This is a genomic window from Stenotrophomonas terrae (assembly GCF_001431465.1).
GTDB lineage: Bacteria > Pseudomonadota > Gammaproteobacteria > Xanthomonadales > Xanthomonadaceae > Stenotrophomonas > Stenotrophomonas terrae.
In genome coordinates, this window is sequence record NZ_LDJJ01000068.1 from 19874 (window position 1) to 45078 (window position 25205).

General features: G+C 64.9%; 31 protein-coding genes. 11 read left to right on the top strand and 20 right to left on the bottom strand.

Going from position 1 to position 25205, the window contains the following annotated elements:
* Window positions 1–158 precede the first annotated feature (158 nt).
* On the top strand, window positions 159–851 hold the full coding sequence (locus ABB27_RS16915; protein WP_057630101.1) for a response regulator transcription factor: 693 nt from the start codon (window positions 159–161) through the stop codon (window positions 849–851).
* Entirely contained in the window at window positions 848–2128 is a 1281-nt protein-coding gene (locus ABB27_RS16920) for a sensor histidine kinase (RefSeq protein WP_057630103.1), read from the top strand. The genes ABB27_RS16915 and ABB27_RS16920 overlap by 4 nt, the downstream gene beginning before the upstream one ends.
* Before the next feature lie 128 nt (window positions 2129–2256).
* Here ABB27_RS16920 and ABB27_RS16925 read toward each other — a convergent pair whose 3' ends face one another.
* Genes ABB27_RS16925 through ABB27_RS16945 form a run of 5 tightly spaced genes read right to left on the bottom strand, consistent with a single transcriptional unit; the run spans window position 2257 to window position 5275 of the window.
* The gene (locus tag ABB27_RS16925) at window positions 2257–2745 is read right to left on the bottom strand and encodes a hypothetical protein (protein WP_057630105.1); all 489 of its coding nucleotides are present in this window, start codon (window positions 2743–2745) and stop codon (window positions 2257–2259) included.
* Window positions 2746–2786: 41 nt separating this feature from the next.
* Window positions 2787–3038 (bottom strand): cell division topological specificity factor MinE, encoded by a 252-nt coding sequence (minE, locus tag ABB27_RS16930; protein ID WP_057630107.1) that lies wholly within the window; start codon window positions 3036–3038, stop codon window positions 2787–2789.
* A gap of 2 nt (window positions 3039–3040) precedes the next feature.
* Window positions 3041–3850 carry a septum site-determining protein MinD gene (gene minD, locus ABB27_RS16935; RefSeq protein WP_057630109.1) on the bottom strand — a complete coding sequence of 270 codons (810 nt, stop codon included), beginning with the start codon at window positions 3848–3850 and terminating at the stop codon, window positions 3041–3043.
* Window positions 3851–3882: 32 nt separating this feature from the next.
* The gene (gene minC, locus ABB27_RS16940) at window positions 3883–4683 is read right to left on the bottom strand and encodes a septum site-determining protein MinC (RefSeq protein ID WP_057630111.1); all 801 of its coding nucleotides are present in this window, start codon (window positions 4681–4683) and stop codon (window positions 3883–3885) included.
* A gap of 1 nt (window position 4684) precedes the next feature.
* Window positions 4685–5275 carry a GNAT family N-acetyltransferase gene (locus ABB27_RS16945; protein WP_057630113.1) on the bottom strand — a complete coding sequence of 197 codons (591 nt, stop codon included), beginning with the start codon at window positions 5273–5275 and terminating at the stop codon, window positions 4685–4687.
* A gap of 148 nt (window positions 5276–5423) precedes the next feature.
* On the opposite strand from ABB27_RS16945, the gene ABB27_RS16950 reads away from it, so the two are divergent.
* From ABB27_RS16950 to ABB27_RS16970, 5 genes are all read left to right on the top strand, one after another.
* The gene (locus tag ABB27_RS16950) at window positions 5424–6623 is read left to right on the top strand and encodes a sensor histidine kinase (RefSeq protein WP_057630115.1); all 1200 of its coding nucleotides are present in this window, start codon (window positions 5424–5426) and stop codon (window positions 6621–6623) included.
* Window positions 6623–7264, top strand: coding sequence for a response regulator (locus tag ABB27_RS16955; RefSeq protein ID WP_057630117.1), 642 nt, complete (start codon window positions 6623–6625; stop codon window positions 7262–7264). The genes ABB27_RS16950 and ABB27_RS16955 overlap by 1 nt, the downstream gene beginning before the upstream one ends.
* Window positions 7265–7587: 323 nt before the next feature.
* Window positions 7588–8724 carry a polyketide cyclase gene (locus ABB27_RS16960; protein ID WP_057630119.1) on the top strand — a complete coding sequence of 379 codons (1137 nt, stop codon included), beginning with the start codon at window positions 7588–7590 and terminating at the stop codon, window positions 8722–8724.
* A 99-nt stretch (window positions 8725–8823) separates the two neighbouring features.
* Window positions 8824–9195, top strand: a complete 372-nt coding sequence (locus ABB27_RS16965; RefSeq protein ID WP_057630121.1) for a DUF423 domain-containing protein — start codon at window positions 8824–8826, stop codon at window positions 9193–9195.
* A gap of 3 nt (window positions 9196–9198) precedes the next feature.
* The gene (locus ABB27_RS16970; protein WP_057630122.1) at window positions 9199–9873 is read left to right on the top strand and encodes a DNA-3-methyladenine glycosylase family protein; all 675 of its coding nucleotides are present in this window, start codon (window positions 9199–9201) and stop codon (window positions 9871–9873) included.
* 225 nt (window positions 9874–10098) lie between these two features.
* Here the strand turns inward: ABB27_RS16970 and ABB27_RS16975 are convergent, their stop codons facing one another.
* From ABB27_RS16975 to ABB27_RS17005, 7 genes are read right to left on the bottom strand one after another with little or no spacing between them, the layout of a single operon-like run.
* The gene (locus tag ABB27_RS16975; RefSeq protein ID WP_057630124.1) at window positions 10099–10914 is read right to left on the bottom strand and encodes a M15 family metallopeptidase; all 816 of its coding nucleotides are present in this window, start codon (window positions 10912–10914) and stop codon (window positions 10099–10101) included.
* Between the two features lie 9 nt (window positions 10915–10923).
* A complete protein-coding gene (locus ABB27_RS16980; RefSeq protein WP_057630126.1) occupies window positions 10924–11499 on the bottom strand; it encodes a PH domain-containing protein in 576 nt (191 codons plus the stop codon).
* Window positions 11496–12797, bottom strand: a complete 1302-nt coding sequence (locus tag ABB27_RS16985) for an alpha/beta hydrolase (protein ID WP_057630128.1) — start codon at window positions 12795–12797, stop codon at window positions 11496–11498. The genes ABB27_RS16980 and ABB27_RS16985 overlap by 4 nt, the downstream gene beginning before the upstream one ends.
* A complete protein-coding gene (locus tag ABB27_RS16990) occupies window positions 12797–12979 on the bottom strand; it encodes a DUF4177 domain-containing protein (protein WP_057630131.1) in 183 nt (60 codons plus the stop codon). Before ABB27_RS16990 ends, ABB27_RS16985 begins: the two co-directional genes overlap by 1 nt.
* Window positions 12976–13155: a type II toxin-antitoxin system antitoxin gene (locus ABB27_RS16995; RefSeq protein ID WP_057630133.1), complete on the bottom strand. Its 180-nt coding sequence runs from the start codon at window positions 13153–13155 to the stop codon at window positions 12976–12978. Before ABB27_RS16995 ends, ABB27_RS16990 begins: the two co-directional genes overlap by 4 nt.
* The gene (locus ABB27_RS17000; RefSeq protein ID WP_057630135.1) at window positions 13152–13436 is read right to left on the bottom strand and encodes a hypothetical protein; all 285 of its coding nucleotides are present in this window, start codon (window positions 13434–13436) and stop codon (window positions 13152–13154) included. The genes ABB27_RS16995 and ABB27_RS17000 overlap by 4 nt, the downstream gene beginning before the upstream one ends.
* Before the next feature lie 22 nt (window positions 13437–13458).
* Window positions 13459–14340, bottom strand: a complete 882-nt coding sequence (locus tag ABB27_RS17005) for an SPFH domain-containing protein (protein WP_057630137.1) — start codon at window positions 14338–14340, stop codon at window positions 13459–13461.
* 276 nt (window positions 14341–14616) lie between these two features.
* Between ABB27_RS17005 and purT the strand changes: the two genes are divergently transcribed.
* Window positions 14617–15801 carry a formate-dependent phosphoribosylglycinamide formyltransferase gene (purT, locus tag ABB27_RS17010; RefSeq protein WP_057630139.1) on the top strand — a complete coding sequence of 395 codons (1185 nt, stop codon included), beginning with the start codon at window positions 14617–14619 and terminating at the stop codon, window positions 15799–15801.
* Between the two features lie 239 nt (window positions 15802–16040).
* On the opposite strand, the gene ABB27_RS17015 is transcribed toward purT, so the two are convergent.
* The 3 genes from ABB27_RS17015 to ABB27_RS17025 form a co-directional block, all read right to left on the bottom strand.
* Window positions 16041–17207 (bottom strand): endonuclease/exonuclease/phosphatase family protein, encoded by a 1167-nt coding sequence (locus ABB27_RS17015; RefSeq protein WP_244479265.1) that lies wholly within the window; start codon window positions 17205–17207, stop codon window positions 16041–16043.
* Window positions 17208–17323: 116 nt separating this feature from the next.
* Window positions 17324–17704, bottom strand: a complete 381-nt coding sequence (locus tag ABB27_RS20075) for a hypothetical protein (RefSeq protein ID WP_057630143.1) — start codon at window positions 17702–17704, stop codon at window positions 17324–17326.
* 118 nt (window positions 17705–17822) lie between these two features.
* Window positions 17823–18584: an arginyltransferase gene (locus ABB27_RS17025; protein ID WP_057630144.1), complete on the bottom strand. Its 762-nt coding sequence runs from the start codon at window positions 18582–18584 to the stop codon at window positions 17823–17825.
* 150 nt (window positions 18585–18734) lie between these two features.
* On the opposite strand from ABB27_RS17025, the gene ABB27_RS17030 reads away from it, so the two are divergent.
* Window positions 18735–19316, top strand: a complete 582-nt coding sequence (locus ABB27_RS17030; protein ID WP_057630146.1) for an EF-hand domain-containing protein — start codon at window positions 18735–18737, stop codon at window positions 19314–19316.
* A gap of 63 nt (window positions 19317–19379) precedes the next feature.
* On the opposite strand, the gene ABB27_RS17035 is transcribed toward ABB27_RS17030, so the two are convergent.
* From ABB27_RS17035 to ABB27_RS17050, 4 genes are all read right to left on the bottom strand, one after another.
* A complete protein-coding gene (locus tag ABB27_RS17035) occupies window positions 19380–20594 on the bottom strand; it encodes an RNA polymerase sigma factor (RefSeq protein ID WP_057630148.1) in 1215 nt (404 codons plus the stop codon).
* A 61-nt stretch (window positions 20595–20655) separates the two neighbouring features.
* Window positions 20656–21198, bottom strand: coding sequence for a hypothetical protein (locus ABB27_RS17040; protein ID WP_057630151.1), 543 nt, complete (start codon window positions 21196–21198; stop codon window positions 20656–20658).
* Window positions 21199–21201: 3 nt separating this feature from the next.
* The gene (tesB, locus tag ABB27_RS17045; protein ID WP_057630154.1) at window positions 21202–22113 is read right to left on the bottom strand and encodes an acyl-CoA thioesterase II; all 912 of its coding nucleotides are present in this window, start codon (window positions 22111–22113) and stop codon (window positions 21202–21204) included.
* A 153-nt stretch (window positions 22114–22266) separates the two neighbouring features.
* A complete protein-coding gene (locus ABB27_RS17050; RefSeq protein WP_057630156.1) occupies window positions 22267–23046 on the bottom strand; it encodes an enoyl-CoA hydratase/isomerase family protein in 780 nt (259 codons plus the stop codon).
* Window positions 23047–23082: 36 nt separating this feature from the next.
* On the opposite strand from ABB27_RS17050, the gene ABB27_RS17055 reads away from it, so the two are divergent.
* The gene (locus tag ABB27_RS17055) at window positions 23083–23526 is read left to right on the top strand and encodes a copper chaperone PCu(A)C (RefSeq protein ID WP_057630158.1); all 444 of its coding nucleotides are present in this window, start codon (window positions 23083–23085) and stop codon (window positions 23524–23526) included.
* 33 nt (window positions 23527–23559) lie between these two features.
* Here ABB27_RS17055 and ABB27_RS17060 read toward each other — a convergent pair whose 3' ends face one another.
* Window positions 23560–24423, bottom strand: a complete 864-nt coding sequence (locus tag ABB27_RS17060; RefSeq protein WP_057630160.1) for an AraC family transcriptional regulator — start codon at window positions 24421–24423, stop codon at window positions 23560–23562.
* A gap of 117 nt (window positions 24424–24540) precedes the next feature.
* On the opposite strand from ABB27_RS17060, the gene ABB27_RS17065 reads away from it, so the two are divergent.
* Window positions 24541–25074 carry a carboxymuconolactone decarboxylase family protein gene (locus tag ABB27_RS17065; protein ID WP_057630174.1) on the top strand — a complete coding sequence of 178 codons (534 nt, stop codon included), beginning with the start codon at window positions 24541–24543 and terminating at the stop codon, window positions 25072–25074.
* Window positions 25075–25205: the final 131 nt, after the last annotated feature.

The window sequence follows — 25205 nt, forward strand, 5'->3', positions numbered from 1 at the left end:
GGTGTCGAAGGCTGGCAGGATGATGGCGCAGACGACGTTGGAAACACGTCGAAACCGGCAGCTGGCCGGTTTCGGCGGTGTTCCGACGACAATCCGACGGTAGCGGCGCTAGGATACGTCGGTAATGCCCCGGCCCGGGGTAGCAAGGTCACGCCCGCATGCGGCTGCTGGTCATTGAAGACAATCGCAATCTGATCGCCAACCTGTTCGATTATTTTGAAGCGCGCGGGCACACGCTCGACGTCGCCCCGGACGGCATCACCGGCCTGCACCTGGCCGGCACCCAGAGTTACGACGCCATTCTGCTGGACTGGATGCTGCCGCGTCTGGAGGGCCCGGAGGTACTGCGCAAGCTGCGCGAGGAGTTCCGTTCCGAAGTACCGGTGATCATGCTCACCGCCCGCGACGAACTGCCTGACAAGATCGCCGGTTTCCGGGCCGGCGCCGATGACTACCTGACCAAACCCTTCGCCCTGCCCGAGCTCGAAGTGCGGCTGGAGGCGGTGCTGGCGCGTACCCATGGGCGCAACCCGCGCAAGGTGCTGGAGGTACACGACCTGCAGCTGGACATGTCCACTTTCGAGGCCCAGCGCGCCGGCCAGGTGCTGCACCTGTACCCGGCATGCCGCAAGTTGCTGGAAGTGCTGATGCGCGCCAGCCCGGCCGCGGTCACCCGCGACCAGCTCGAGTACGCGCTATGGGGCGATGAGCCGCCCGATGGCGACATGCTGCGCTCACATATCTACGAGCTGCGACGCGCGGTTGATGGCCCGTTCGATGAGAAGCTGCTGCAGACCTTGCCGCGGGTGGGCTATCGGCTGTCCGCGCCGGCGGCAGGTACCGCGCGATGACACGCCGCACCCTGCGCCGCAAGCTGCTGGGCTGGTTGGCGATCTATGTGGCACTGGTGACGCTGGCGGTATTCAGTGCCGCCAACTATGTGCATGAGCATGCCGAACATGCGGTGTGGCGTTCGTTGTTGAATACCGAGCTGGACAGCATCATCGGCCAGATGCGCAGCGACCCGAACTACCACTGGCAGGATTCGGACACGCTGCGTTTCTACGCGACGCATGTGCCGGCAGGTGTTCCCGAAGGCTTGGCCAAGTTGCACCCCGGCTTGCACGACGGGGCCTTGCTGGAAGGCAAGGACATGGCGGTGATGGTGCGCGATACCTCCGACTTCGGTCGGGTGGTATTGGCACTGGATATTTCCGATTTCGGCGAGCTGGAGCATTTCATCACCCGCTGGGCGCTGCTGGCTGGCGTGGCCTTGCTGCTGGTCACGCTGTTGATGGCCTGGGTGGGCATGACCCGGCTGGTAAGGCCGCTGTCGGTGCTGGCGCAGGACATCGCCAAACTGAGCCCCGAACGTCGCGGGCAGCGCGTTTACGTGGACCGGCGTGGAAGCACCGAATTGGAAGTGATTGCCGGTGCCTTGAATGACTACCTGCAGCGCAATGAACATTTCGTCGAGCGTGAGCGGGCCTTCATCAGCACCGCCAGCCATGAGCTGCGCACGCCGATCGCGGTGATCAGTGGTGCCGCCGAGCTGGCGTTGGAGCAGCCGGGCCTGCCGGAAAGGGCGCGCCAGCAGCTGCTCCGCGTGCGCAGTACCTCCACTGGCATGGAGCAGTTGATCCAGTTGCTGCTGGTGCTTGCGCGCGACCCGGCCAAACTGGCTGCGATGAGTGAACTGGTGGCGCTGGAAGAACTGCTGCCGGAAATCGCCGAGGACCATCGCTATCTGGCCAAGGGCAAGGAACTGGAACTGGAGCTGGTGGAAGCGGCGCCGTGCCGGATACTTGCGCCGCTGGCGGTGGTGCAGGCCGCGATTGGCAATCTGCTGCGCAACGCCATCGAAAACAGTGATCGTGGCGTGGTGCGTATGGGTATCTCCGCCGATGCGGTGCTGAGCATCGAGGACCCTGGCCACGGTATGAGTCCGGAAGAAGTCGCGCAGGTCTATGCGCGCATGAGCAAGGGCGAGCGCAACCCCGGCGCGGGCATCGGCCTGGACCTGATCGCGCGGCTATGTGATCACCTGGGTTGGCGGCTGGATATCCATTCGCAGCCGGAGCGTGGCACCCGCGTCACTTTGGATATGAGCAGTTCCAGGCCGCGCTAGCGGTGCATGGGCGGGGCGGTTGTAGGAGCGGCGTAAGCCGCGAAGCTGGCAATGCGTGATGGCTGACAACAGCTGGACCTGTTGGTCCATCTGCTTCGCGGCTTACGCTGCTCCTGCAGTCGCCCTCGTCAGGCCGGCAGCAGCTCGCGCTCAACCAGCCATTGGCGGGCATCTTCGGCGTCCTGCTCGAACCAGGCACGGGTCGAACCCAGCCGGTAGGTATAGCCCCAGCTGTCCATGTCGGCCATCAGCCGCGCGCTGCCTACGCCCGGCAATTGCCCGGCCAGCACGATCTGCAGGTAACAGGTGGCGTCTTCCTCGGGCACCGAGTCGGTGGCGTCGGTATGCACCTGTGCGCGGCGCTCGGGCGGCAGCACGATCAGGTGGCAGGACTCGTGCAGCATCGAATGCACCGGCGTGTCGTCGCGGACATAGACATCGCAGGCGATGATGCCGGCCTCCGGTTCGCCCCAGTAGCTGCCGGGGATCTTCTCGCCCGCGGCAACATGGTTCAGGCGCAGGCCGTGGCGCGCGAGCAGGGCCTGCGCGTCATTCCACTGGATATCACCCACACAAAGGACGGGGTGGGTCGGGGCGCTGGCAGGGCTTTCGTTCACGGGCACGGTAGCCCCGGCGGCCGCAGCCGCCGGGTTGTTGGTTACTTGTCGTCGGGCAGGGCCACGGAAATATCGAGCACGTCGTTGGCGCCATCCTTGACCAGGTCCACGCGGACCGCATCGGCGTCGATGTTGACGTACTTCTTGATCACTTCCAGCAGCTCACGCTGCAGCAGGGGCAGGTAATCCGGGCCACCGCGGGTGCTGCGCTCCTGCGCGATGATGATCTGCAGGCGGTTCTTCGCCGTTTCGGCGGTCGTCTTCTTCTGTCTCAGGAAGTCGAGCAGTCCCATGCTTATCCTCCAAACAACTTGCTGAAGAAGCCCTTCTTCTCAACCGAGATGAAGCGCATCGGGCGGTCTTCGCCCAGGATGCGGCTCACCGCGTCATCGTAGGCCTGTCCGGCCGGCGATTCGTTGTCCAGGATGACCGGCTCGCCCTTGTTGGAGGCGTTGAGCACGTCGCCCGACTCGGGAATGACGCCGATGGCCTTGAGCCCCAGCACTTCCTCCACGTCGGTGATGCTCAGCATTTCACCGGTTTCAACCCGCGAGGGGCTGTAACGGGTCAGCAGCAGGTAGGCCGGTACCGGCTTGCCGGCTTCGGCGTTGGCGGTCTTGGAGTCGAGCAGGCCGATGATGCGGTCCGAGTCGCGTACCGAGGAGACTTCCGGGTTGACCACGACAACGGCGCGATCGGCGAAGTACATCGCCAGGAACGCGCCCTTCTCGATGCCGGCCGGGGAGTCGCAGATGATGTAGTCGAAGCCGTCGGCGGCCAGGTCCTTGAGGACCTTCTCCACGCCTTCCTTGTTCAGTGCGTCCTTGTCGCGGGTCTGCGAGGCGGCCAGCACGTACAGGTTGTCGAAACGCTTGTCCTTGATCAGGGCCTGCTTGAGCGTGGCTTCGCCGTGGACGACATTGACGAAGTCGTACACCACCCGGCGCTCGCAGCCCATGATCAGGTCGAGGTTGCGCAGGCCGACGTCGAAGTCGATGACGGCAACTTTCTTGCCGCGCCGCGCAATGCCACAGGCCAGGCTGGCGCTGGAGGTGGTCTTGCCCACGCCGCCCTTGCCGGAAGTGACTACGATGATTTCAGCCAAAGGATCTCTCCTGAATATGTTTGGGAGCTGCGTCAATCCAGCGCAGCAATCATGATCTGGTCCTGTTCCAGCCATACCTGCACGGCCTTGCCGCGCAGATTGTCCGGAATATCGTCCAGTACCTTATACCGTCCTGCAATCGCGACTAATTCAGCATGGAAGTCGCGACAGAAAATGCGTGCGCTGGTGTTGCCCTGGGCACCGGCCAATGCGCGGCCACGCAGCGTACCGTAGATATGGATGCTGCCGTCGGCGATGACCTCGGCGCCGGCACCCACTGTTGAGAGTACGGTCAGGTCGCAATTCTCGGCGTAGAGCTGCTGGCCGGAGCGCACTGTGGCCAGTTGCATCCGCCCTGGTTGTGGCGCGGCGGCCTCGGTGGCGGCCTGCGCGGCGGGGGCGGGCACGGCTGCCGAGGCGCGTTTGCTTGCTGTCGCGGTGGCGGCTGGGGCTGCTGCGGGCGCCGGGGCGGCGGCCGGTTCGGCGTCGGCGCGCTCGTACTGGGCGCGGAACTTGGCCAGCAGGGGCAAGCCCAGTTGCTGGGCCAGGGTCTCGGTCTCGCTGGTGCCGTAGGCCAGGGCGACCGGCAGTACGCCGGCGTCGCGCAGGCCGTTGACCAGCTCCTGGGCGGTGGCGCGGTCGGGCAATTGACTCAAACCGCCAAAATCCAGGATCACCGCGGCGCGACCAAACAACTTGGGCGCGCGTGCCACGCGCTCGCGCATTTCCTGGCTCAGCCGCGCTACATCGAGGGTGCGGATACGCAGGTTGGCAATGCCGACCTGCCCGATTTTCAGTTCACCAGCCTGTTCGTAATCCAAATTCACTGCCATCTCAGGTTCCGGTCGGCCGCTGTTGCAGCAGCCGGCGTGTGTTGCCTACCCAGGGAACGTCGGGCAGGTTGTCGCCATAGGTCTCTTTTACCCACTCGTAGCTGCACAGATCCTTGAGCAGCATGCTGGCCCGCACATCGACCGAGGGCATGGTGTTCTGGCCGACCTCACGGAAGCCGAAGCTGCCATGGAACAGCAGGGCAGCATCTGCACCGTGGTCGAGGAACACCTCGCAGGCCATCTGCGGGTAGCGCAGTTCAGCGTAGCTCTGGGCATCGGCATAGAACGCGCGGCCGACACCACCGCCGCGGCGGCGGCTGGCCACCACGATGCGGTCGATATAGAAGAAGCTGGGGTAGCGCTGCTGGAACCAGGCGAAGTTGCAGCTGTCATGCGCACTGTTGCTGCCGTAGCCGACCAGAAAACCGGCCATGTTGCCGTCGCGTTCGGCAACCCGGAAATATTCGGCGGTTTCGTAGAAACGGCGGAGCTTGGCTGCATCCAGCGGAAGAATCGCAAGACCAGCGTTGTTGTTCAGTGCCAGGACGGAATCGAGCTCGTGCTCGCGCACGTCGCGGATAACAATCGACATTGTGACTCCGTGGGGTATCGCGGTCGGCCCAGTGGGCTGTGGCGCGATTATCGCATGGGTCAGCCGAGCCGGGCGAGCCGGACCCATCATCGGTACCCATGACTTACGAGGGAGGGCGCTCAGGTCGCCGGATCCTTACCATGGCCCGATGTTGGGATACCTCAGCCATACCCGTGTGCTCCGCCTGGCCGGCCTGTTTACCTGGGCCCTGGTCAGCTTGCCCCTGGTCTATACCCAGTACGCCCCGGAAGAGGGCGTGCTGCAGCCGGCTGCCGGCGAGGCGGTTTGGCTGTTCGTCGCCTACCTGGCCTTCGGTGGCTGCTATTTCTGGCTGACCCGCGGGCTCAATGCCGCCGGCCATACCAGCTGGTACGACCGCCTGGCGCTGCTGGTGCTGACGGTATCGGCGCTGGCGGTGAGCTACCTGTCGGCCACCGGTCTGGGCAGCATTCTGATGATGGTGGCGGCCGGGGTGATCCCGTGGCTGCTGAGCCGCTGGGTGGGGATCATCTGGCTGGTGCTGAGCCAGTTGGCGGTGTTGCCGGTCTACAACCTGATCCTGGGCCTGCCCTTGTTCGAGGCGCTGCTGCAGTCGCTGCTGTACGGCGGCTTCTCGATGTTCATCTTTGTCACCAGCCTGGTGGCCCGGCAGCAGACCCAGGCACGTGAGGAGCAGCGGCGCTTGAATGCCGAGCTGCGCGCCACCCGTCTGTTGCTGGCCGAAAGTGCCCGGGTCAACGAGCGCACCCGTATTTCACGCGAGCTGCACGATCTGCTCGGCCATCACCTGACCGCGCTGAGCCTGAATCTTGAAGTGGCCGGGCATATCACCGAAGGCCAGGCCCAGGAGCATGTGCGGCAGGCGCATACGCTGGCCAAATTGCTGCTCACCGATGTGCGCGAGGCGGTCAGCCAGCTGCGCGAGAGCGGCGCGATTGACCTGGCGGCGGCCTTGCGGCCGTTGACCGAGCGGGTACCGTCGCTGGATATCCATCTGCAGGTGGATGATCCCTTCAACGTCGAAGATCCCGAGCGCGCGCATGTGCTGCTGCGCTGTACGCAGGAGATCATCACCAATGCGGTGCGCCATGCCGGTGCCCGCAATCTCTGGATCAAGGTCGAGCGCGACGCTGAACAAGTCCTCATCAGCGCGCATGATGACGGTATCGGTGGCGATTTCGAGGAAATAATGCCGGGCAATGGTTTGCGCGGCATGCGTGAACGGCTGGCGCAGTATGGGGGTGTGCTGGATGTTTCGGCGCGACGCGGTGAGGGTTTCCGTCTTCGCGCCAGCCTGCCACTGGTAACCAATATGATGTTGGCCTCAGGGCCGCAAGGAGTGAATTGATGATCCGTGTCTGTCTGGTCGACGACCAAACCCTGGTACGGCAGGGCATCCGCTCGTTGCTGGCGCTGGATGACAGCATCGAAGTGGTGGCCGAAGCCATCGACGGGCGGCAGGCGGTGGAAGTGATACCGCAGGTGCAACCGGACGTGGTGCTGATGGATATGCGCATGCCGGTAATGTCCGGGCTGGAGGCCCTGCAGACGCTGAGTCGCGCCGGCACGCTGCCGCCCTCGATCATCCTGACCACCTTTGATGATGATCAGCTGGTTCTGGCCGGGCTCAAGGCCGGCGCCAAGGGCTACCTGCTCAAGGATGTGACCCTTGAGCAGCTGGTCGGTGCCATCCGTACCGTGGCAAACGGCGGCTCGCTGGTGCAGCCGGCGGTGACCCAGCGCCTGCTGTCCGGGCTGGAGCACATGCGCAACGAGTTCGTCAGCCTGGACCGGCCGGACCCGTTGACCGACCGCGAGACCGAGATCCTGCGGCTGATGGCCAGTGGCTTCTCCAACAAGGAGATCGCCAATTCGCTGGGCGTGGCCGAGGGCACCATCAAGAACCACGTCTCCAATATTCTTTCCAAACTGGGTGTGCGCGACCGTACCCGTGCCGTGCTCAAGGCATTTGAGCTGCAGCTGGTCTGAGCAAGGGGGCGCTGCGGGCGCGTCTGCCCGACGCTGGATGAATGCGGCAGACTGATTGCGAAAAGATGCCGGCAGGGCTGGTGCTGGGCACCTGAGAGGGTGGAAAATAGCCGCCCTGCACACGAAATACGGCCCAAGCTATCGGCTGAAGGCGCGTAGGGTTGGCGGTTGATGCGCTACCCTGCAACCTGGCATGGAGATAGCGCGTTCTGGTAATGGAAACCGGTGCGCCAAATGTGCTGAACAACCTGCGGAAACCCTGATAGGATGGGGGCTTCCCTTCAAATCAACCCGGCCGTGGGATCGGCCCCGGAGACTCCTGAATGACCCGTATTATCGAGTTCCTGATCGCCTTGGGGATCGTGGCTGGCCTGTTTGTCCTCATTGGCGTGTGTCTGCCGGGCGAGCGCCACATTACCGAAAGCATCGAAACCAATCGCAAGATGACCATCGTGTATGACACGGTCAACAGCTTGCGCCGCTTCAAGGATTGGAATCCGCTTGTGCTGCGCGACAAGGCAGTGGAGCTGAAGTTCAGTGGTCCGGACGCCGGCAAGGGCGCACGCATGGAGTTTTCCTCCAAGGACCTGGGCCAGGGTAGCTGGGAGATCACCGATAGCGAGAAGAACAAGCGCGTCGTGATCGCCATTGATGATGCAACGCGCGGTACCGACAAGGTCACCTCGTTCACGCTCGAGCCGACCGGCAAGAACGACCGCAACGTCAAGATCACCCAGGACTACAGCGTCAAGTACGGTTTCGACCTGTTTGGTCGTTACGCCGGCTTGTACGTCAGCCGTCACATCGGTGACGACCTGAAGCTGGGTCTGTCGCGCATGGCCAACATGCTGGCCTCGGTGCCGAACGTTGACTACGCTGCTCCAGAAGCACCGCTGGTCGACCTGAAGGTCATCCAGGTGCCGGCTGAAAACCTGCTGGTGGTCAACGCCGGCAACATCGACCGCAACAACGATGCCATCCAGAAGTCGATCGACGACAACATGGAATGGATCAAGCGCACGATGGATGCCAATGGTCTGGTCGCTGCTGGTCCGGTGCGTATCGTCACCACCGATTTCGGTGCTGAGAAGTACGCCTTCGACGTGGCGCTGCCGGTTCGCAAGGGCACTGCTGCCCCGGCTGCCGACAAGAAGGACGGCGAAGCTGCTGCTCCGGCCGTTGCTGCTGCACCGGTTGCTGCCGGTGACGCTGCCGAACTGACCGTCAAGATCCCCGCGGGCAACCCGGTGACCTACGTGCACGCTCCGGCACACCGCTCGGCATTTGCTTCCTACACCGGCCACATGGCTGGCCTGGACCTGGCCCGTAACGGCCTGCGTGCTTGGGCAACCACCACCGGCAACGAAGTTGTTGATCGTCCGTATGAGTCGTGGAAGGGTGGCGTGGCCAAGGCCTTCACCACTGATGGTTCCTACGACCTCTACTGGGCGGTCAAGTAATCATCGGTTGTTGACGATGATCTGATCGAAGAAACGCGCCGCTTCCAGCGGCGCGTTTTTTTTTGTGGCCAGCGCTGGCTTGATTGACGGGAGAAGGACATGTTGGGAGTGGAACGGCGGACGCGTAAGCCCTCGTTTCTTGCGTTCTGCGGCGGCCTGCTGGCGTCGGCGGCGGTCGGGCTTTCGGCCTATGCCTCGCATGGTGTGAGCGAGGCGCTGGCGCAGTCGCATTTGAATACCGCCGCGCTGTACGCATTCGGCCATGGTGTAGTGCTGGTCTGTCTGGGCGCGGCCTCGTTGAACCAGCTCGGGCGCGGCGCACTGTATGTGCTGCTGGTGGGGACGTTGCTGTTCTCCGGCAGCCTGGTTGGCAATGTGTTGATGCAGTGGCCGACGACCCTGGCGCCGGCCGGTGGCATGACCTTGATGGGCGGGTGGTTGCTGCTGGCACTCAGTGCCCTGCGTCGCTGAGCCATGCCCCGTTACGGCCGCGGTTTCGACATCGATGCTGCCCAGGCGCATCTGCAGCGCGTGGACAAGCGCCTGGCCGGCTGGATGCGCCGGCTGGGGCCGTTGCCGGCCCCTGAGGGCTGGGTACGTCGCTTCGATCCGGTAGATGCATTGGCGCGGGCAATCCTGTTCCAGCAGCTCAGTGGCAAGGCTGCCTCGACCATCGTCGGGCGGGTGGAGGCCGCGATTGGCAGCAAACGCCTGCATGCCGCCAGTCTGGGCCTGATCGATGATGCCGCCCTGCGTGCCTGCGGCGTATCGGGCAACAAGGCACTGGCATTACGCGACCTGACCCGGCGCGAGGCGGCGGGCGAATTGCCCAACCTGCGGCAGATGTCGCTGATGGATCACCACGCCATCGTTGAGGCCTGGGTTCCGGTGCGCGGGATTGGCCGCTGGACCGTGGAAATGATGCTGATGTTTCGGCTGGGGCGTCCCGACATCCTGCCGATAGATGACCTGGGCATCCGCAAGGGCGCCCAGCGTGTGGATGGCGATGAGACCATGCTGACCCCCAAGGCCCTGGCCGAGCGCGGTGAGCGTTGGGGCCCATACCGGACCTGGGCCAGCCTCTATCTGTGGCGCATCGCCGATTTCAGCACCGAACCCAAGCAAAAGACCAACCGCTCGCAGGACTGAGCAGCACCAGCAGGTTGTGGGAGCGGCATAAGCCGCGAAGCTGACAGAGCAGGCAGCCGAAGCCCCTGCGTTTGTAGGAGCGGCGTAAGCCGCGAAGCCGATGGAACTTCAGCGCAGGAGATGATGCCTGCGCGCAAAAACCTGCACTTATGTGTTTTCCGGCGCGGAATCAGCGCGGCTCAAGTGGTGGTTCGCTTATCGCCAGCTTCGCGGCTTACGCCGCTCCTACAACGATGCTTCCGCGCGGCGGTAACACCAATGCCAGGGCTCGTAGACGATGCCGTGCGGGTTGTCGCGCGGGTAGCTCATGTGGAAGCCGAAACGCGCTGCATGCTGTTGCAGCCAGGCAAACCCGGCGGTGTGCTCGAAGGATTCCTCGGCCGGCGGTTCGCCGGGCGTGCTGATGTCCAGCGCATCGCCGCCATGGTGCTCGCTGTAGCCGGGGGCGGCGTTGACGGTGAGGATCTCGTCCACGCTCAGGCCACGCGCGAGCTTGCGTTCAAAAATGCCGAGTTGATAGTCGTGGCTGCGGTAGCCGGAGATCGCATCCAGCGCCACGCCATCGATGGCGGCGGCTTGCTGCATGCGCTGCCAGCCGCGCGCTGCAGCGGTGGTCAGCCAGAGCGGGCGACGGTAGCGATCAAAGCCGGCCAGGTGCAGATGCGCAGGCTCGGCGACCAGCGGCAGGCCGGTCTGGGCGGCATAGGCGTCGGCATCCAGGTCCAGTTGCTGCAGGTGTAGATGCAGTTGCAGCAGCGGCAAGCTGCCGCCCGGCGGCGGTATGCGTGAGGGCTGCGTGCGCAGGGCGTCGAGTGCGGTCAATGCAAAGTCGATACCGGGCTCGTCCGCCAGCCGGTTGACCAGCGGCATCAGCCCGCCGCGCAGCTGTGCAGCCAGGTAGCGGCCATCGCGCTTGCGCCGCAGCACATGGCTTGCGCGGGCAAGGACGCGGGCATCGTCGCTGCTGCGTGCACGCAGCAGGCCGCCCGGCCAGATCTCGATGTCGGGCGTGTTGAGCAGGATATGGGGAGCGTTGCGCATACGCGCAGCTTAGGCCCGCGCGCCGTTGCCGGCCAGTCGCCTGAGTTCATCCAGCAATGCGCGCGGCTGCTCGGGGCTGATCAGTACGCTGTTGCCGTCACGCAAGGGGATGACCAGCACACGGCTGTCATCGGTGATCAGGCAGAAGCCCTTGCCGCCATCCTTCATATGGAAACGGCCGGCGCGGAAACCGGGGAACTGGAAGCCGCTGGACTTCATGCCGGGCTTGAAGTCGGGGTTCTCGGCAAAGTTGACGATGCGCGCACGCTCGATCCACATCGAACTCAGCGGGATGTGCCAGGTATACAGGGTGGCGGCGATGGTCAGCTGCTGCGGGTCCAGGCACAGCTCGCGGCGGCGATAGGCCAGGGTCAAGGCGATGCCGACCAGCGGCAGCACCAACCAGCCGCCCCAGGAGTTGAACGCCGCCTCGAACGGCAGCTTGCCCGCGAACAGCCTGATCAAGGGGTCGATGCTGAGCACCAGCAGCATCGGCGACCACAGCCAGAACAGCAGTGAGCTGGTAGGGGCGGCGACCTTCAATGACGCGTTTGCGGGCGCGCCGGTGCTGCTGCGGCTGCTCATGGCTGTGCCTTGATCCACTGTGCGATGTCGTTGATCAGCGCGGCATCGACATGGCCGGGGCGCGCATATTCCTGCAGCGAACCCTGGCCTTCACCGGCGATGCCGAGGTGATTGAGTGCGGGGTAGTGCCGGAAGCGGTAGCGCTCGCCTTTCAGCCCCTGGTTCCATCGCTGCCAATCGGCGTCGACCACCTGGAAGTCGCGGCCGCCCTGCAGCAGCAAGATGGGCAATTGGCTGTCGCGCGCATCGGCAACCGGGTCGACCTGTTCCAGCTGCTGCCAGAAACGGCCCGGGATCTCCATCAGGCGTGCGTCCGGATTGGTGCGCACCGCAGCGATGGCGGCATCCAGCGCTGCCAGCTGCGCGTGTTCGTCGGCGCTGATCGTACCGTCGAGGTTGGCCATGTAGCGGTTCTGTTCGGCCAGCAGGTCGAGGATGGGGCGTGCCGGTGCAGCCAGCAGTACCAGCCCCGCCAGCGTGCCGTTGGCGGCCTTGGCGATGCGGCCGGCCAGCAGTCCGCCCTGGCTGTGGCCGAGCAGATAGATATGCCGGGGATCGATATCAGCGGCAGCGGCCAGCGCACGCACCGCGGCCACGGCATCGTCCGTGGTTTCGTCATCGATGCTGAAAGTCGTTTTGAAATCCTGCGGACGCGCATGGCTGCGTTTTTCGTAGCGCAGCACGGCGATGCCCTGCGCGGCCAAGCCGCGCGCGATGTCGAGGAAAGGGCGATTGGGGCCGATGCTTTCGTCGCGGTCCTGCGGCCCGGAGCCATGCACCAGCACGATGGCGGGGAAGGGGCCCTTGCCCTTGGGCAAGGTGAGCGTGCCCGGCAGCGCGGCGCTCGCGTTGCCACTGGCAGGTACGCTGAAATCCTTCTCGATATAGCGGGCATCGGCGGCCGGTGCGGGTGCTGGCGGCGCGGCGGCGGGCTGCACCAGGAAGCCGGCAACCTTGTCGTCCTTGTCCAGTGCGATGCGCGCCTGCAGGCTGCCATTGGCGTACTGCAGGGGAATGACGACGATGCGGAAGCCGTCCGCTTCGCTGGTTACCGCGGTGCCGCGCGGGCCTGCCGCGCCCATCTGTGCGGGCAATGACTCCCACACCGCCTTGAGTTTTTCGGCCGGGACTGCAGCTTTCATCTGTGCCGAGAAGTTGGCTTCGGCGGCTGCGTATTGCGCGGCATCAAGTTGATCAAGCAGGCGGCCCGCGAGTGTGGCCGGCGCCTCGCCTGCGTTGGCGGTTGCCGCCGCTGCCAGCAGTGCAAGCCCTGTGATCCATGCACGCGGCGCTTTCATCACTGCTCCTTCTTGAAGATCAGCATTGCCGGTGCGAATTGCCCGTAGTGCACCATGTTGACCAGTTCCCAGCCAAGGTTGCCCTGCTTGGTCAGCTCGGCCTGCAGTTTGTCGCTGGCCGGGCCTCCCTTGAGCATGGACGGAGAAAGTTCGACGGTGAGGTACTGCCAACGCTTGCTCATTGCTCTTCCTTGTCATCAGCTTTGGGTTTGGGCAGGCGCCCGGCCTTGCGCAGGGCGTCTCGGATCACATACTCGATCTGTGCGTTGAGGCTGCGCAGCTCGTCATCGGCCCAGCGCTGGGTCGCGGCCAGAACATCAGCGTTGATGCGCAGCGGATAGGCCTTTTTTTCGCTCACCGGCGGGGTGCTCCGTTGTTGCCGCGACGCAGATGCAGCAGCAGGGAGATACCCAGCGCATTGACCGCGACCACCAGGGCGATGACCACGCCGTAGGCGATGTTGCGGTTGTCACCGGCCAGGTAGACGCCGGTGGCCGCCACGAACATGCACAGCGCTATCAAGGCCCAACGCAGCCCCATGCCACGCGCATGCGCGGTGCCCGGGCGTCCGCTCCATACGGCGAAACACAGGGCGGGGATGCCGGTGGCGGCAATGATCAGGGGGGCGAAGACATTCACTACGATTACCTCACTACGTTGTTCAATACAGCGAACCGGCATTGACGATCGGCTGGGTGCCACGGTCCGAGCACAGGACGGTCAACAGGTTGCTGACCATGTGCGCCTTGCGCTCTTCGTCCAGGGTGACGACGGCGTTCTTCTGCAGTTCCAGCAGCGCCATCTCAACCATGCCGACGGCGCCGGCAACGATCTGGGTGCGTGCAGCGATCACCGCGCTGGCCTGCTGGCGCTGCAACATGGCCTGGGCGATTTCCGGTGCGTAGGCGAGGTGGCTGATGCGTGCGTCGAGCACCTGCACACCGGCGTCGGCCAGGCGTTCGGCCAGTTCGTCCTTCAGGTGCTGGGAGATCTCGGCGGCATGGCTGCGCAGGGCAAACTGGCCTTCGGTGTGCTGGTCGTAGGGATAGCTGGTAGCCATCGCACGCAGCGCCGATTCGGACTGGATGTGCACGAAGCTTTCGTAATCGTCGACGTTGTAGACCGCTTCGGAGGCATCAACCACCTGCCAGACGATGACGGCGGCAATTTCGATGGGCGAGCCATCCAGCTCGTTGACCTTGAGCTTGCCGCTTTCGAAGTTGCGCACGCGCTGGCTGACGGTGCGCTTGCTATAGAAGGGGTTGTTCCAGCGCAGGCCGTTGTCCTTGACCGTACCCACGTACTTACCGAACAGGCTGATCACCGCGGCCTGGTTGGGCTGCACCATGTACAGGCCGGCGCTGAGGAAGATGCCCACGGTGACCAGCACGATGCCGGACAGGACCAGCATCCCGCCGCCGCCGATGCCTTTTTTGGTGACAACAATGGCGGCGATGATGGCGACGGCGCCGACCAGCATCATCACGATGGTGCCGAGCAGAGTGGGAATGCCGGACATCGAACCGAGGGACTTCTCTTTCATGGCACGTCTTCCGTGGTGGTTGAAACGAAAGATATCAAATTGATATCAACATGCAAGCGGTTCTGACAATCGGCTTCCGGCCAGGCCCGGTAGCCCGGGTAAGCGCAGCGCACCCGGGGGTGGGCTCTCGGCGTCAACGGCAAAGGTCATCGCTGTGAATCCCCGGGTGCGCTGCGCTTACCCGGGCTACGGGGTTAGCAGGCCACCACGCCACCCCTTGCCGGGCCGGCTTGCCTAGAATAGGCACCCTCTTTATCGCCCTTCCGGACCTGCCTGATGATCACCCTCGGTACCCCGTTGTCCCCGTCCGCCACCCGTGTCCTGCTGCTTGGTTCGGGTGAACTGGGCAAGGAGGTGGCCATCGAGCTGCAGCGTTTCGGGGTGGAAGTGATTGCCGCCGACCGTTACGCCAATGCCCCGGCCATGCAGGTGGCCCACCGCAGCCATGTGCTGGACATGCTGGACCCGGCCGCGCTGAAGGGGCTCATCGCGCAGGAGCAGCCGCATCTGGTGGTGCCCGAGATCGAGGCCATCCATACCGAAACCCTGGTGCAGCTGGAGGCCGAGCAGGGCCTGCGGGTCATCCCGACCGCGCGCGCCGCGCGTCTGACCATGGACCGCGAAGGCATCCGGCGGCTCGCTGCAGAAACCCTGGGCCTGCCGACCTCGCCATATCGCTTCGTCGATACCGAAGCCGAGTACCGCGACGCCGTTGCCGCGATTGGTCTGCCGTGCGTGGTCAAGCCGGTGATGTCGTCCTCGGGCAAGGGCCAGAGCACGCTGCGCAATGAGGCAGACATCGGCCCGGCATGGGAATACGCGCAGACCGGCGGCCGTGCCGGCGCCGGTCGCTGCATCGTCGAGGGCTTCATCGACTTCGATTACGAGATCACCCTGCTGACCGTGCGCCATGCCGGCGGCACCGCGTTCTGCGATCCGGTCGGCCATCTGCAGAAGGACGGTGATTACCGCGAAAGCTGGCAGCCGCAGGCGATGTCGGCCAAGGCACTGGAAGGTGCGCAGCAGATTGCCCGCGCGATTACCGATGACCTCGGTGGCTGGGGTCTGTTCGGTGTCGAGCTGTTCGTGAAAGGCGACGCAGTGTGGTTCAGTGAAGTCTCACCGCGGCCGCACGATACCGGCCTGGTCACGCTGGTGTCGCAGGAACTGAGCGAGTTCGCATTGCATGCGCGCGCAATCCTCGGCCTGCCGATCCCGAACATCCGCCACAACGGCGCATCGGCGTCGTGCGCGATGCTGGCGCAGGGCAATGGCGTGCCGTTCTTCAGCAACGTGGCCGAAGCATTGATCCATCCGGATTCGGCGCTGCGCCTGTTCGGCAAGCCGATGGTGCAGGGCCAGCGCCGCGTCGGCGTGACCCTTGCCCGCGCCGCCGACGTGGACCAGGCCCGCGCGATCGCGCGTGATGCCGCAGCGGCCATTGGCATCGAACTGCGCTGAGCGCTCTGCTCCCTCCCTTTGCCGAAGGCAAGGGGAGGGTTGGGGAGGGGCGAGCCTCGCGGCTGACGCCGCTCCTACATGCGCGGGTCGCCATTGCTTTGTGGGAGCGGCGTAAGCCGCGAAGCTGGCATTGCTGGAGCAGCAGGAAGCAGCGTGATCTGATGATGTATGAGCTTCGCGGCTGACGCCGCTCCCACAAAAACCAGAAGCAAAAAAACGCCGGCTAAGCCGGCGTTTTCTTATTTCACATCCACCCAGACAAGATGGTGGTCGCTGCCATCGGCGATCTTCGCCTCCGGGCTGTCATTGGCAGGCCAGAACACGCCGCTGCCGATGTAGCTCAGCCCGGTGGAAGGCAGTACGTAGTCCAGCCGCATCGTGCCCGAGCGCGGGCCGAAGTCGCCGGTGGCGTGCTGGGGTGCGCCGCGGCGGACGATGCCTTTTTCCGCATAGGCCAAGCTGGTCTGCTCGGCGCCAACGCTGGTCGGGGTCGGGTAGCGCAGCACGCGCGGGTGCTCCAGCAGTTCGAGGATGGCGTCGTGGCGGCCGTCACCATCGGCCGGATCGTTGTTCAGATCACCGACGATGACGAAGCGTGCATCGGCGGCCAGGCCACCGCAGCTGCCCTTGTCATCGCATAGCCAGGGCTTGTCGCCGCCGTCCAGGTATTCCTTCCACAGCCGCAGTTCGTCGTGGTTGCGCGCGGCGTTGCGCTTTTCCTTGCCATCAAACACCGGCGGGGTGGGATGCGAGGCCAGTACATGCACGGTGCCCAGCGGGGTGCGCACCGGCACGTCCCAATGCGACTTCGAGGACAACCGCAGCTGCGACCACACCGCGTCCGGCCAGAACGATTTGCCGGTGCCGGGATCGACCGGGCGCAGCGCGCCGGGCATGCTGCTCCACTTCAACAACTGGAAGGTGCGCACGGCAGCTTCATCGATGGGGTACCTGGACAGCACCAGCATGCCGTACTGGCCCGGGTGCAGGCCGTAACCCCAGGCATCGTTGCCGCGCTCGCGGCCCTTGCCGCCGACGCTGCCGTTGTTGTCCAGGTCCAGGCCGCTGGGGACGCCGGTATTGACCGGGGCCAGATAGCGGTAGGGGTATTTCAGCGGTTCGCCGCCGCCGGGCTGGGCGACTTCAAGATAGCGTTGCTGGAACAGGTCGGCGGCACGGTGTGCGTCGTCGAAATCGAATTCGTTGAGCAGGACCAGATCCGGGCGCGCCTGTTGCAGCACAGCAGCGATCTTGCGCGCATGCGCGCTGTCGCCCTGCAGCTCGCGGATCAGGCCGCCTTCGTCATCGGAGTACAGCGAGGTGTTGTAGGTGGCCAGCCGGAGTTGCTCCGGCGCGGCGGCGCTGCCGCTGGGTGAGGTGGAACAGGCTGCCAGCAGCAGGGTCATCGGGGCGAGTAGGGTTGAGATGCGCATCCATGGATTTTCTCACGTCGCCATGACGATGAGGCGAAAACACGGACGCCCCGCAAGCGGGGCGTTCGTGGACAGCGCGGTAACGTTGCTTAGAACGTACAGCCCATCGGGGCGAAGCTGGTCTTGGCCTGTTCCAGCGCGGTCTTGCACTGGTTGGCCAGTTCGGTCTTGTCGGTCACGCCGGCCCAGGCGCTACGCGACTGCTCGATGCCCTGCTTCATCATGTCGCGCTGGGCCTCGGGGACCTTGTCGCTGATGCAGGCGTAGACCTTTTCCAGGTACTGGTCGCATTCGGGGACGCCGGTACCGGCCTTGACGGTGTCGCTGGCCGGAGCCGGGGTAACTTCGGCGGCGGCGGTAGCCGGTGCAGCGGCCGGTGCGTCGGTGGCCGGGGTTTCGGCCTTCTTGCAGCCGGCCAGGGCCAGGGCCAGGGTGCCAATTGCAGCCAGAATCAGTAGTTGGGTCTTCACGCATTGCTCCTGTTGAATGGGTACTTCCTTGCGCCACCACGATGCGCGATGACATTCCCATTCTGCATAAATACCGGTTAAATGTGTATCAAGGGGTCACAATTGAGTGGGTTCCCACTCAAGGAAAGCCATCGGCGTTGTCCTGGCCGCCCGGCATCCAGCGCTTGCCGTCAAAATACTCCAGCGGATGGAAGCGCCGCTTGTAGTCCATCTTGCGATGGCCGTTGATCCAGTAGCCCAGGTAGAGATGCGGCAGGCCATTGCGCTGCGCCCAGGCGATCTGCTGCAGGATGGCGTAGGTGCCCAGGCTGCGCTTGGCCTGCTCCGGGTCGAAGAAGGTGTAGACCGCTGACAAGCCCTGCTCGGTGACATCGGTGACTGCAACGGCGAGCAACTGCCCGCGCTTGCCGGCAGCGCCCGGGGTGCGGATCTCCATGAAGCGGCCGTGCGACCAGCTGCCGATCAGGAACTGATCGAATTCGTGCGGGCCGTGGTCGTCCATGCCGCCATGCAGATGGCGGTGCTGCAGGTAGCGCTGGTACAGCGCGAACTGCTCCTCGGTACGTTCGGCGGGCAGGATCCGGTAGTCCAGGTCGGCGTTATGGGCCAGGCAGCGGCGCTGGCTGCGGTCCGGGTTGAAACGCGCCACCGGTATGCGCACCGGTACACAGGCGCGACAGCCTTCGCAGTGCGGGCGGTAGACCAGGTCGCCGGAGCGGCGGAAGCCCCAGGTCAAGGCCATTGGATACAGTGCGCCCAGGCGCCGATCCTGCGGATCCAGCACCAGGTCGCGCGCCTGCCGTTCCGGCCAATAGCCACAGGCGTGCTCGCCGGTCTGGAACAGGCGCAGTTCTTCGTTGTTGTCGCCGTGGGCTGCCATGTGCACAGCATAGCGGCGGTGCGTCGCAAAACCTGCGCCTGTCTGCGCGATGAATATCGCCGGTGTACAGGTCAACCGGTGCGGCGGTTGGCGCGTTGACCGTAGCGAGGACGCAATGCCGCGTCCGCAGTCTCACCACGGAGCCACACCATGACCCAGACCCACCGCAAACCTCTCCTCCTGCTGGCGATGCTGCTGGCCACCTCGGCGACCGGCTTGGCTTTGGCAGCTGCACCGGCCGATCCGAAGCCAGCGCCGACGCGTTTGGACGCCAACAACGATGGCGTGGTTGACCGCCAGGAAGCAGCAGCGCATCCGCGTCTGGCGCAGCGTTTTGACGAACTGGACAAGAACAAGGACGGCAAGCTGCAGCGCGAGGAAATGCCGCAGCGCCACGCCGGACGTCACGGCGGCGGCCGTCATGGCGGCATGCACGGGCAGCGTGATGGTGGCTTCATGCGCGGCATGGACACCGATCACGACGGCCGCATCAGTGCCGCCGAGTACCAGGCCAATTTCACTCGTCTGGACGTCAACAAGGACGGCTACATCGACCAGGCTGATCGCCAGGCCCGCGCCGAACAGCGTCGTGCCGAATGGTTTGCCAAGGCCGATACCAACAAGGACGGCAAGTTGAGCCCGGCCGAACTGGAGGCCGCACGCAACGACGGTCATCGTGATCACCGCGGCCCGCGTGGCCCGATGCCACCGCAGACTCCGGCTGCGAAGTAAATCCGGAGAGGCGCCTATCGACACCCCCCCGCTGGCAACAGCGGGGGTTTTTGTTTGCCTGCTTCAGTGCCGCAGCAGGACGAAAAGCACCAGTGCCACCACGATCAGCGTTGTGAGGGCAATGGCGCTGCGCCCGAACATGCTCTGGTAGACCCAGGTGGGGCCTTTGCGCCCGTGCCGCGCTGCGTCGCGGGCGAGCATGGGCGCCATCAGCGGGGGCAGGATCACAAGATACTGGTAGTTCAGAACGATCATGCCCACGGCCATCGTTGCCAGTCCGCCGGCCACGCCCATGCGCAACGCCACGCCGGCCATGGTGCAGATGCAGAACGCAAATGCGCTGAGGGTGATCAAGCGCATGAAGCGCCGAATGCTGCGTTTTTCCTCCGCCGTCTCGGCATAGCTCAACAGGTAGAGATTGGAGAGATAGGTCGCCCCGGTGCCGAGCACGACAGAGCCCAGCACCACCCAGACCGCGAAGGAATTGGGGAACAGGTTGTTGATCACGGCCCCCAGCGTGCCCGCTGCCGCACCGCTGCTGGCGGTGCTTGCGCCAAGGCCGCCAATGCCCAGCTTGCCGACCCCTGTGCCTGCGACCCTTGCGCTGGTGCCGAGGATCACCGCGCTGGCGGTGCCGGGTGCAGCCAGCATCAGCGCCGAGCTGACGAACGCGGCAAATGCCGCACCGGGTGCACTGCTACGTGCAAATTCGCCAAAGCGCTTGAGCATTTCCTCGCGCACGCTGGCGCGGGCCCGCGACAGCCGCTTGCGCACGGCTGCATCGCTCAGGCCGAGCAGCAGCGCTACCTGCTGCGAACTTTGTCCTTCGCGGTAGTACAGCAGCAGGGCTTCGCGGCTGTCTTCGGGCAGGGTCGAGATGATCTCCTCGGCGACCAGTTCTTCCTCCACCCGTGCCATCGCATCCATGCCATTGGGCGAGGGATCGGCGGCCATGCTGATGGCGATTTCCGCGGCCTCGCCGCTGAGCGGACGGTTGCGGTTGGTGCGCAGCCAATCGCGGGCCAGGTTGCGGGTGATCTGCCGCAGCCAGGGCAGGAAGCTGGCTGCATTGTTGAGCTGGGTGAGTTGCTGCCAGGCCTTGATGAAGGCTTCCTGGGCGATGTCCTCGCTGGCATGCACATCGCGGGTGATGGCCAGGGCGATGGCGGTCACCGTGTTCTGGCAGGCCACCACGATCCGCCCGTAGGACTGCGTGCAGCCCTTGCGGGCGGCGGGCAGCTCGTTCTGCAGCAGGGTCTCCAGCGTTTCGGTGCTCATCGGACAGGCCTTTGCGACGGTACTGCCAAACAGGACGAACGCCGAAGCGCGATGTGACCGGTTATTTTTCCGGTGCTGGCGCCGGTGCCGGTGCCTTCGGCTGGCTGTCGGGCTGCGGCTGGATGCGTACGCGGAACTCGTCTTCGGTCGGTGGCGCAGCGGCGGGCTGGCTTTGCGCCGCGGTATCGGCGGGAGCCGGTACGGGGGCGGGCGCATTGCGATGGCGCAGCATGATCACCAGCGCCACGCCGGCAATCACCACCAGCAGCGCGATGCGGATGCGCCAGGCCCAGTTGCGGCCGGTGCCGGTTTCGGCAGGGGCATCGCGGAAGGCGTATTCGGCGGTGGGGTGGTCACGGCGGGTGGTGTCGAGCAGGCGTTTGTCGCGCAGGATTTCGCGCGCGCGCGGCTGGTCGTTGGCGTGCACCACCCAGACCGCTGGCTGGTTCTCGTTGTTGACCTTGTCGGTATAGCTGAACTGGCCGCGCCGCTTGCTGTGGTACGAGCGGCCATTGGTGACGCGCACCTCGATGCCGGCGTCGCGCAGAATCTGCGCCACGCCTTCGGCGTTCTCGACGCGCTGGCTGCTGAAAATCTTGCGCATGGTTCAGCCCTTGCTCGCTTGGTTGTCGTCGGGGGTCACACGGATCAGCCCTTCCTGCGCGGTGCTGGCGACCAGCACGCCATCGCGGGTATAGAACTGGCCACGTGCCAGCCCGCGCGAATCCTGCGCGCTTGGGCTGTCCAGCGAGTACAGCAGCCAATCATCAACACGGAACGGGCGGTGGAACCAGATGGCGTGGTCCAGCGAGGCCATCTGCACGTGCGGCTGGTAGTAGCTGATGCCGTGCGGAAAAGTTGCCGTGCCCAGAAGGTGGAAATCGGAGGCATAGGCCAACAGCGCCTGATGCAGTTCCGGCGCGTCGCCGATCTTCTCGTTCAAGCGCAGCCACACCTGGTGGTAGGGCGGGCGCTTGGGCGGGTTCAGTTCGTCACGCGGATAGACGTGGCGGAACTCGAACGGACCGCCACGCGACAGCCAGCGCTGCACCTTGACCGGCAGCCGCTCCAGCACATCGGCGGGCAGCGGGCGTTGCGGTTCGATGTCTTCGGGCTGCGGCACTTCCGGCATCTTGTGCTGGTGCTCGGCGCCACTTTCTGCCTGTTGGAACGAGGCCGCGCAGAAGAAGATCACCTTGCCGTGCTGGATCGCGGTGACCCGGCGCACCGAGAAGCTGCCGCCATCGCGGGTGCGGTCCACGTCGTAGACGATGGGGTGGTCGATATTGCCGGCGCGCAGGAAGTAGGCGTGCAGCGAGTGCACGTGACGGCCGTTTTCGACCGTGGCCTGCGCTGCCGCCAGCGCCTGCCCCAGCACCTGCCCACCGAACACGTATTTGGTGCCGATATCACGGCTCTGGCCGCGGAACAGGTTGTCCTCCAGCCGCTCCAGCGACAGCAGGTCAATCAGTTCGGAAACCACGGGTTCGGGGGTGTTGGACAAGGCGGCGGCCTTCATTTCGACAGACCGGGATTATATAGGGGCCAGCAACACGGGATCAGGAACGAGTGATCAGGAACCAGCAGGCAGAAAGGGCAACTGCAACAGCAGTGCCCCCGGCTTTGACAGCTGCTTTTGCGAGTTGCTGGTTCCTGTCCTCTCGTTGCTGGCTTATTTGCCGAGCCGGGCCGCCAAGGCCTGCAAAGCGCCCTGCGCATCGGCCGAGAACCAGGCTTCGACAAAGCGCTCCAGCTGGATGTGCTCGGCTTGCATGGCCTCGTGCAGGTCGGCACGGGCAATGGCGCGGGTCTGCAGCATCGGCTGCGGCGGCAGCTTGAGCTGGGCCTGCAGCCAGCCGATGGCGCGTTGGACCACCAGCGGGGCGCCGTCGGCCAGTTCATCGACCAGGCCGATCTCCAGTGCACGTTCGGCACTGACCAGCTGGCCGCCGCTCAGCAATACGCCAGCGCGGTGCGGGCCGACCACGCGACGCATCAGCCGCTGGATGCCTTCCGGTGCCACCAGGCCCACCTGTACCTCGTTCAGGCCGATCACATAGGGCTTGGCGGGGTCGGTGCTGCGCGCCATCACCCGGTAATCGCAGCACAGCGCCAGTACACAGCCGCCGGCCGGCGAATGGCCAGTCAGTGCAGCCACCACCGGCACGCGGCTCTCGGCCAGGGCGCGCGCGGCGCCGAAGAAGGCCTGCCAGCTGTCCATCAGCTTGCGCTTGTCATCGCCATGCGACAGCAGGTGCGGTACGTCCATGCCGCCGGTGAAAATGCGCTCGCTGCCGGACAGCACGATGCCGTGCACGTCGTCGCTCATGGCCAGGGTGACGGCGGCAATCAGGGCGCGGCACAGCTCGGTGTCCAGCGCGTTGACCGGCGGCCGGGCGAGGCGTAGTTCGCGGATGGGGCCATGGTTGATCACTTCGATGAGCGTGGTCATGCTGCGGTTTCTCGTACGGCAAGGAGTCGTGGCCCGATGATAACCAAACCATTCGTGTGCGTACTGTTGGCCCTGTGGGCATTCGAGGCATCGGCCGCGGCGCCTGCCTGCGTGAAGCTGGAGCAGGGCTGGGTGCGGCTGACACCGGGGCCGATGCGGATGGCGGCGGGCTATGCGCGGATCCGCAACGATTGTGCCGGCGAGGTGGTGGTGATCGGCGCCGGCAGCAAGGCGTTCGGCGAGGTGTCCTTGCACGAAACCACGATGGTGCAGGGGGTGAGCCGGATGCGCGAAATCGAACGCCTGCCGATCGCGGCGGGCACAACGGTCGAGCTCAAGCCCGGTGGCATGCATTTGATGCTGATGCAGCCGGAGGTGCCGCTTGCCGAAGGCGCGCAGTTGCCGCTGCGGCTCAGCCTGGAAGATGGAACCAGGATCGACGGACTGCTGCAGCTACGGCGCGAGGCGCCTGCGCGCTAGCGCGTTGCCTTTAGCAGGTCTGCCGCCGGGTTGTCAGTCACTGCGCTGTTTCAACCATTCGCGCGGCGCCATGCCGGTTTTCGCGGCGAACACGCGCGACAGCGCCGACGCATTGGCATAGCCCAGCTCGTCGGCCAGCGCCTTGATCGGCCGGCCCTGGCGCAGCCGGCGCTGGGCCAGGGCGATACGCCAATCGGTCAGGTAGTCGAGCGGGGTCTGCCCGACCACATCGCGAAAGCTGTTGGCAAAAGCGGTGCGTGACATCCCGGCCTGTTCGGCGAGGCTGTTCAGCGACCAGATTTCGCCCGGACGGTCGTGCATGGCCGCCAGCGCGCGTGCCAGGCGCGGATCCGACAAGCCGGTGATGAAGCCGGCCGGAATGCCTGCTTCCTGTGGGTGATCCAGCAACCAGCGCAGCAGCTGGATGACCAGCACCTCGAACAAGCGGTCGGTGAGCAGACGCTGGCCGCAACGGACATGGTCGGTTTCGTTGAACAGCAGTTCCAGTGTCATCGCCAGCCCGGGGATGCGGGCTAGTGGCAGCGCGATCAGCGACGGCAGGCCGCGTACCAGCGGATGGGCGCTGCCGCCATCGAAGTCGAGGCGGGCGCAGGTGAAGTCGGCGCCGTCGCGTGGCGGGTTGTGGAAGCGATGGCTGAGCGGGCGTGGATAGAACAGCAGAGTCGGCTCGTTGAAGTGCATCGAGGCCGGGACATCACGGCTGCCCGGATGGCTGACTTCAAGCTGCCCGCGCCGAAGCACATGCAGATGGGCATGGCCTTCATCCGCATCGAAGCTGGTTAGTCCGCACAGCGGGCCGGAGTGGAACAGCTGCGCCTGGAAGCGGAAGTTCTCCAGCACGCCGGCCAGGCGATCCACGGGCGGAAGTGTGCTCATCTGTATCAATTGGTTTGTTTGGTGGACTGATCGTATCAAATGGTTCTGATTGGTTGGCAATACTTTGCTCACGGGCGCAGTGCCCGGCAGCCCATTCCAATCGATCAGGAGATCGCCATGTCACGTATCAACCTGCAGACCCAGACCGTTCCGGCCGCCAGCCAGCCACTGTTGGCGCAGATCCACCAGGCCTTTGGCGCAACGCCGAACATGTTCAAGGCAGTAGCCAATTCGCCGGCGGCATTGCAGAGCATGTGGACAGCGTTTGGCGCCTTGGGCAAGGGCACGCTTGGCAGCAAGCTGGGCGAGCAGATCGCCGTCGCCATTGCCAACCGCAACCGCTGCGAATACTGCCTGGCCGCGCATACCGTGCTGGGCCAGCAGGCCGGCGCTACCGCAACCGAAATGGCATCGGCACAGGCAGGCCAGTCCGATGACGCGCGTACCGCGGCCGCACTGCGTTTCGCGTTGAAGGTGGTGGAGCAGCGTGCGCAGCTGGATGATGCCGATGTAGCGGCGCTGCGCAGCGCAGGGTTCGGCGACGAGCAGATCGTCGAGATTCTCGCGCATGTCGCGTTGAATCTGTTCACCAACTACATCAACGTGGCGTTGGATGTGCCGGTGGATTTTCCGAAGGTAGCGTTGAAGTAAGACTGCGCGGATGCAGGCAGGTAGACGCCATGCCCGCAACTGCAGATTTAGCCCCTCTCCCGCCGGGAGAGGGGTTGAGGAGAGGGTGCGAGCGAAGCACCGCACTGCTCGCAACGCCAGTGCTGAACCGA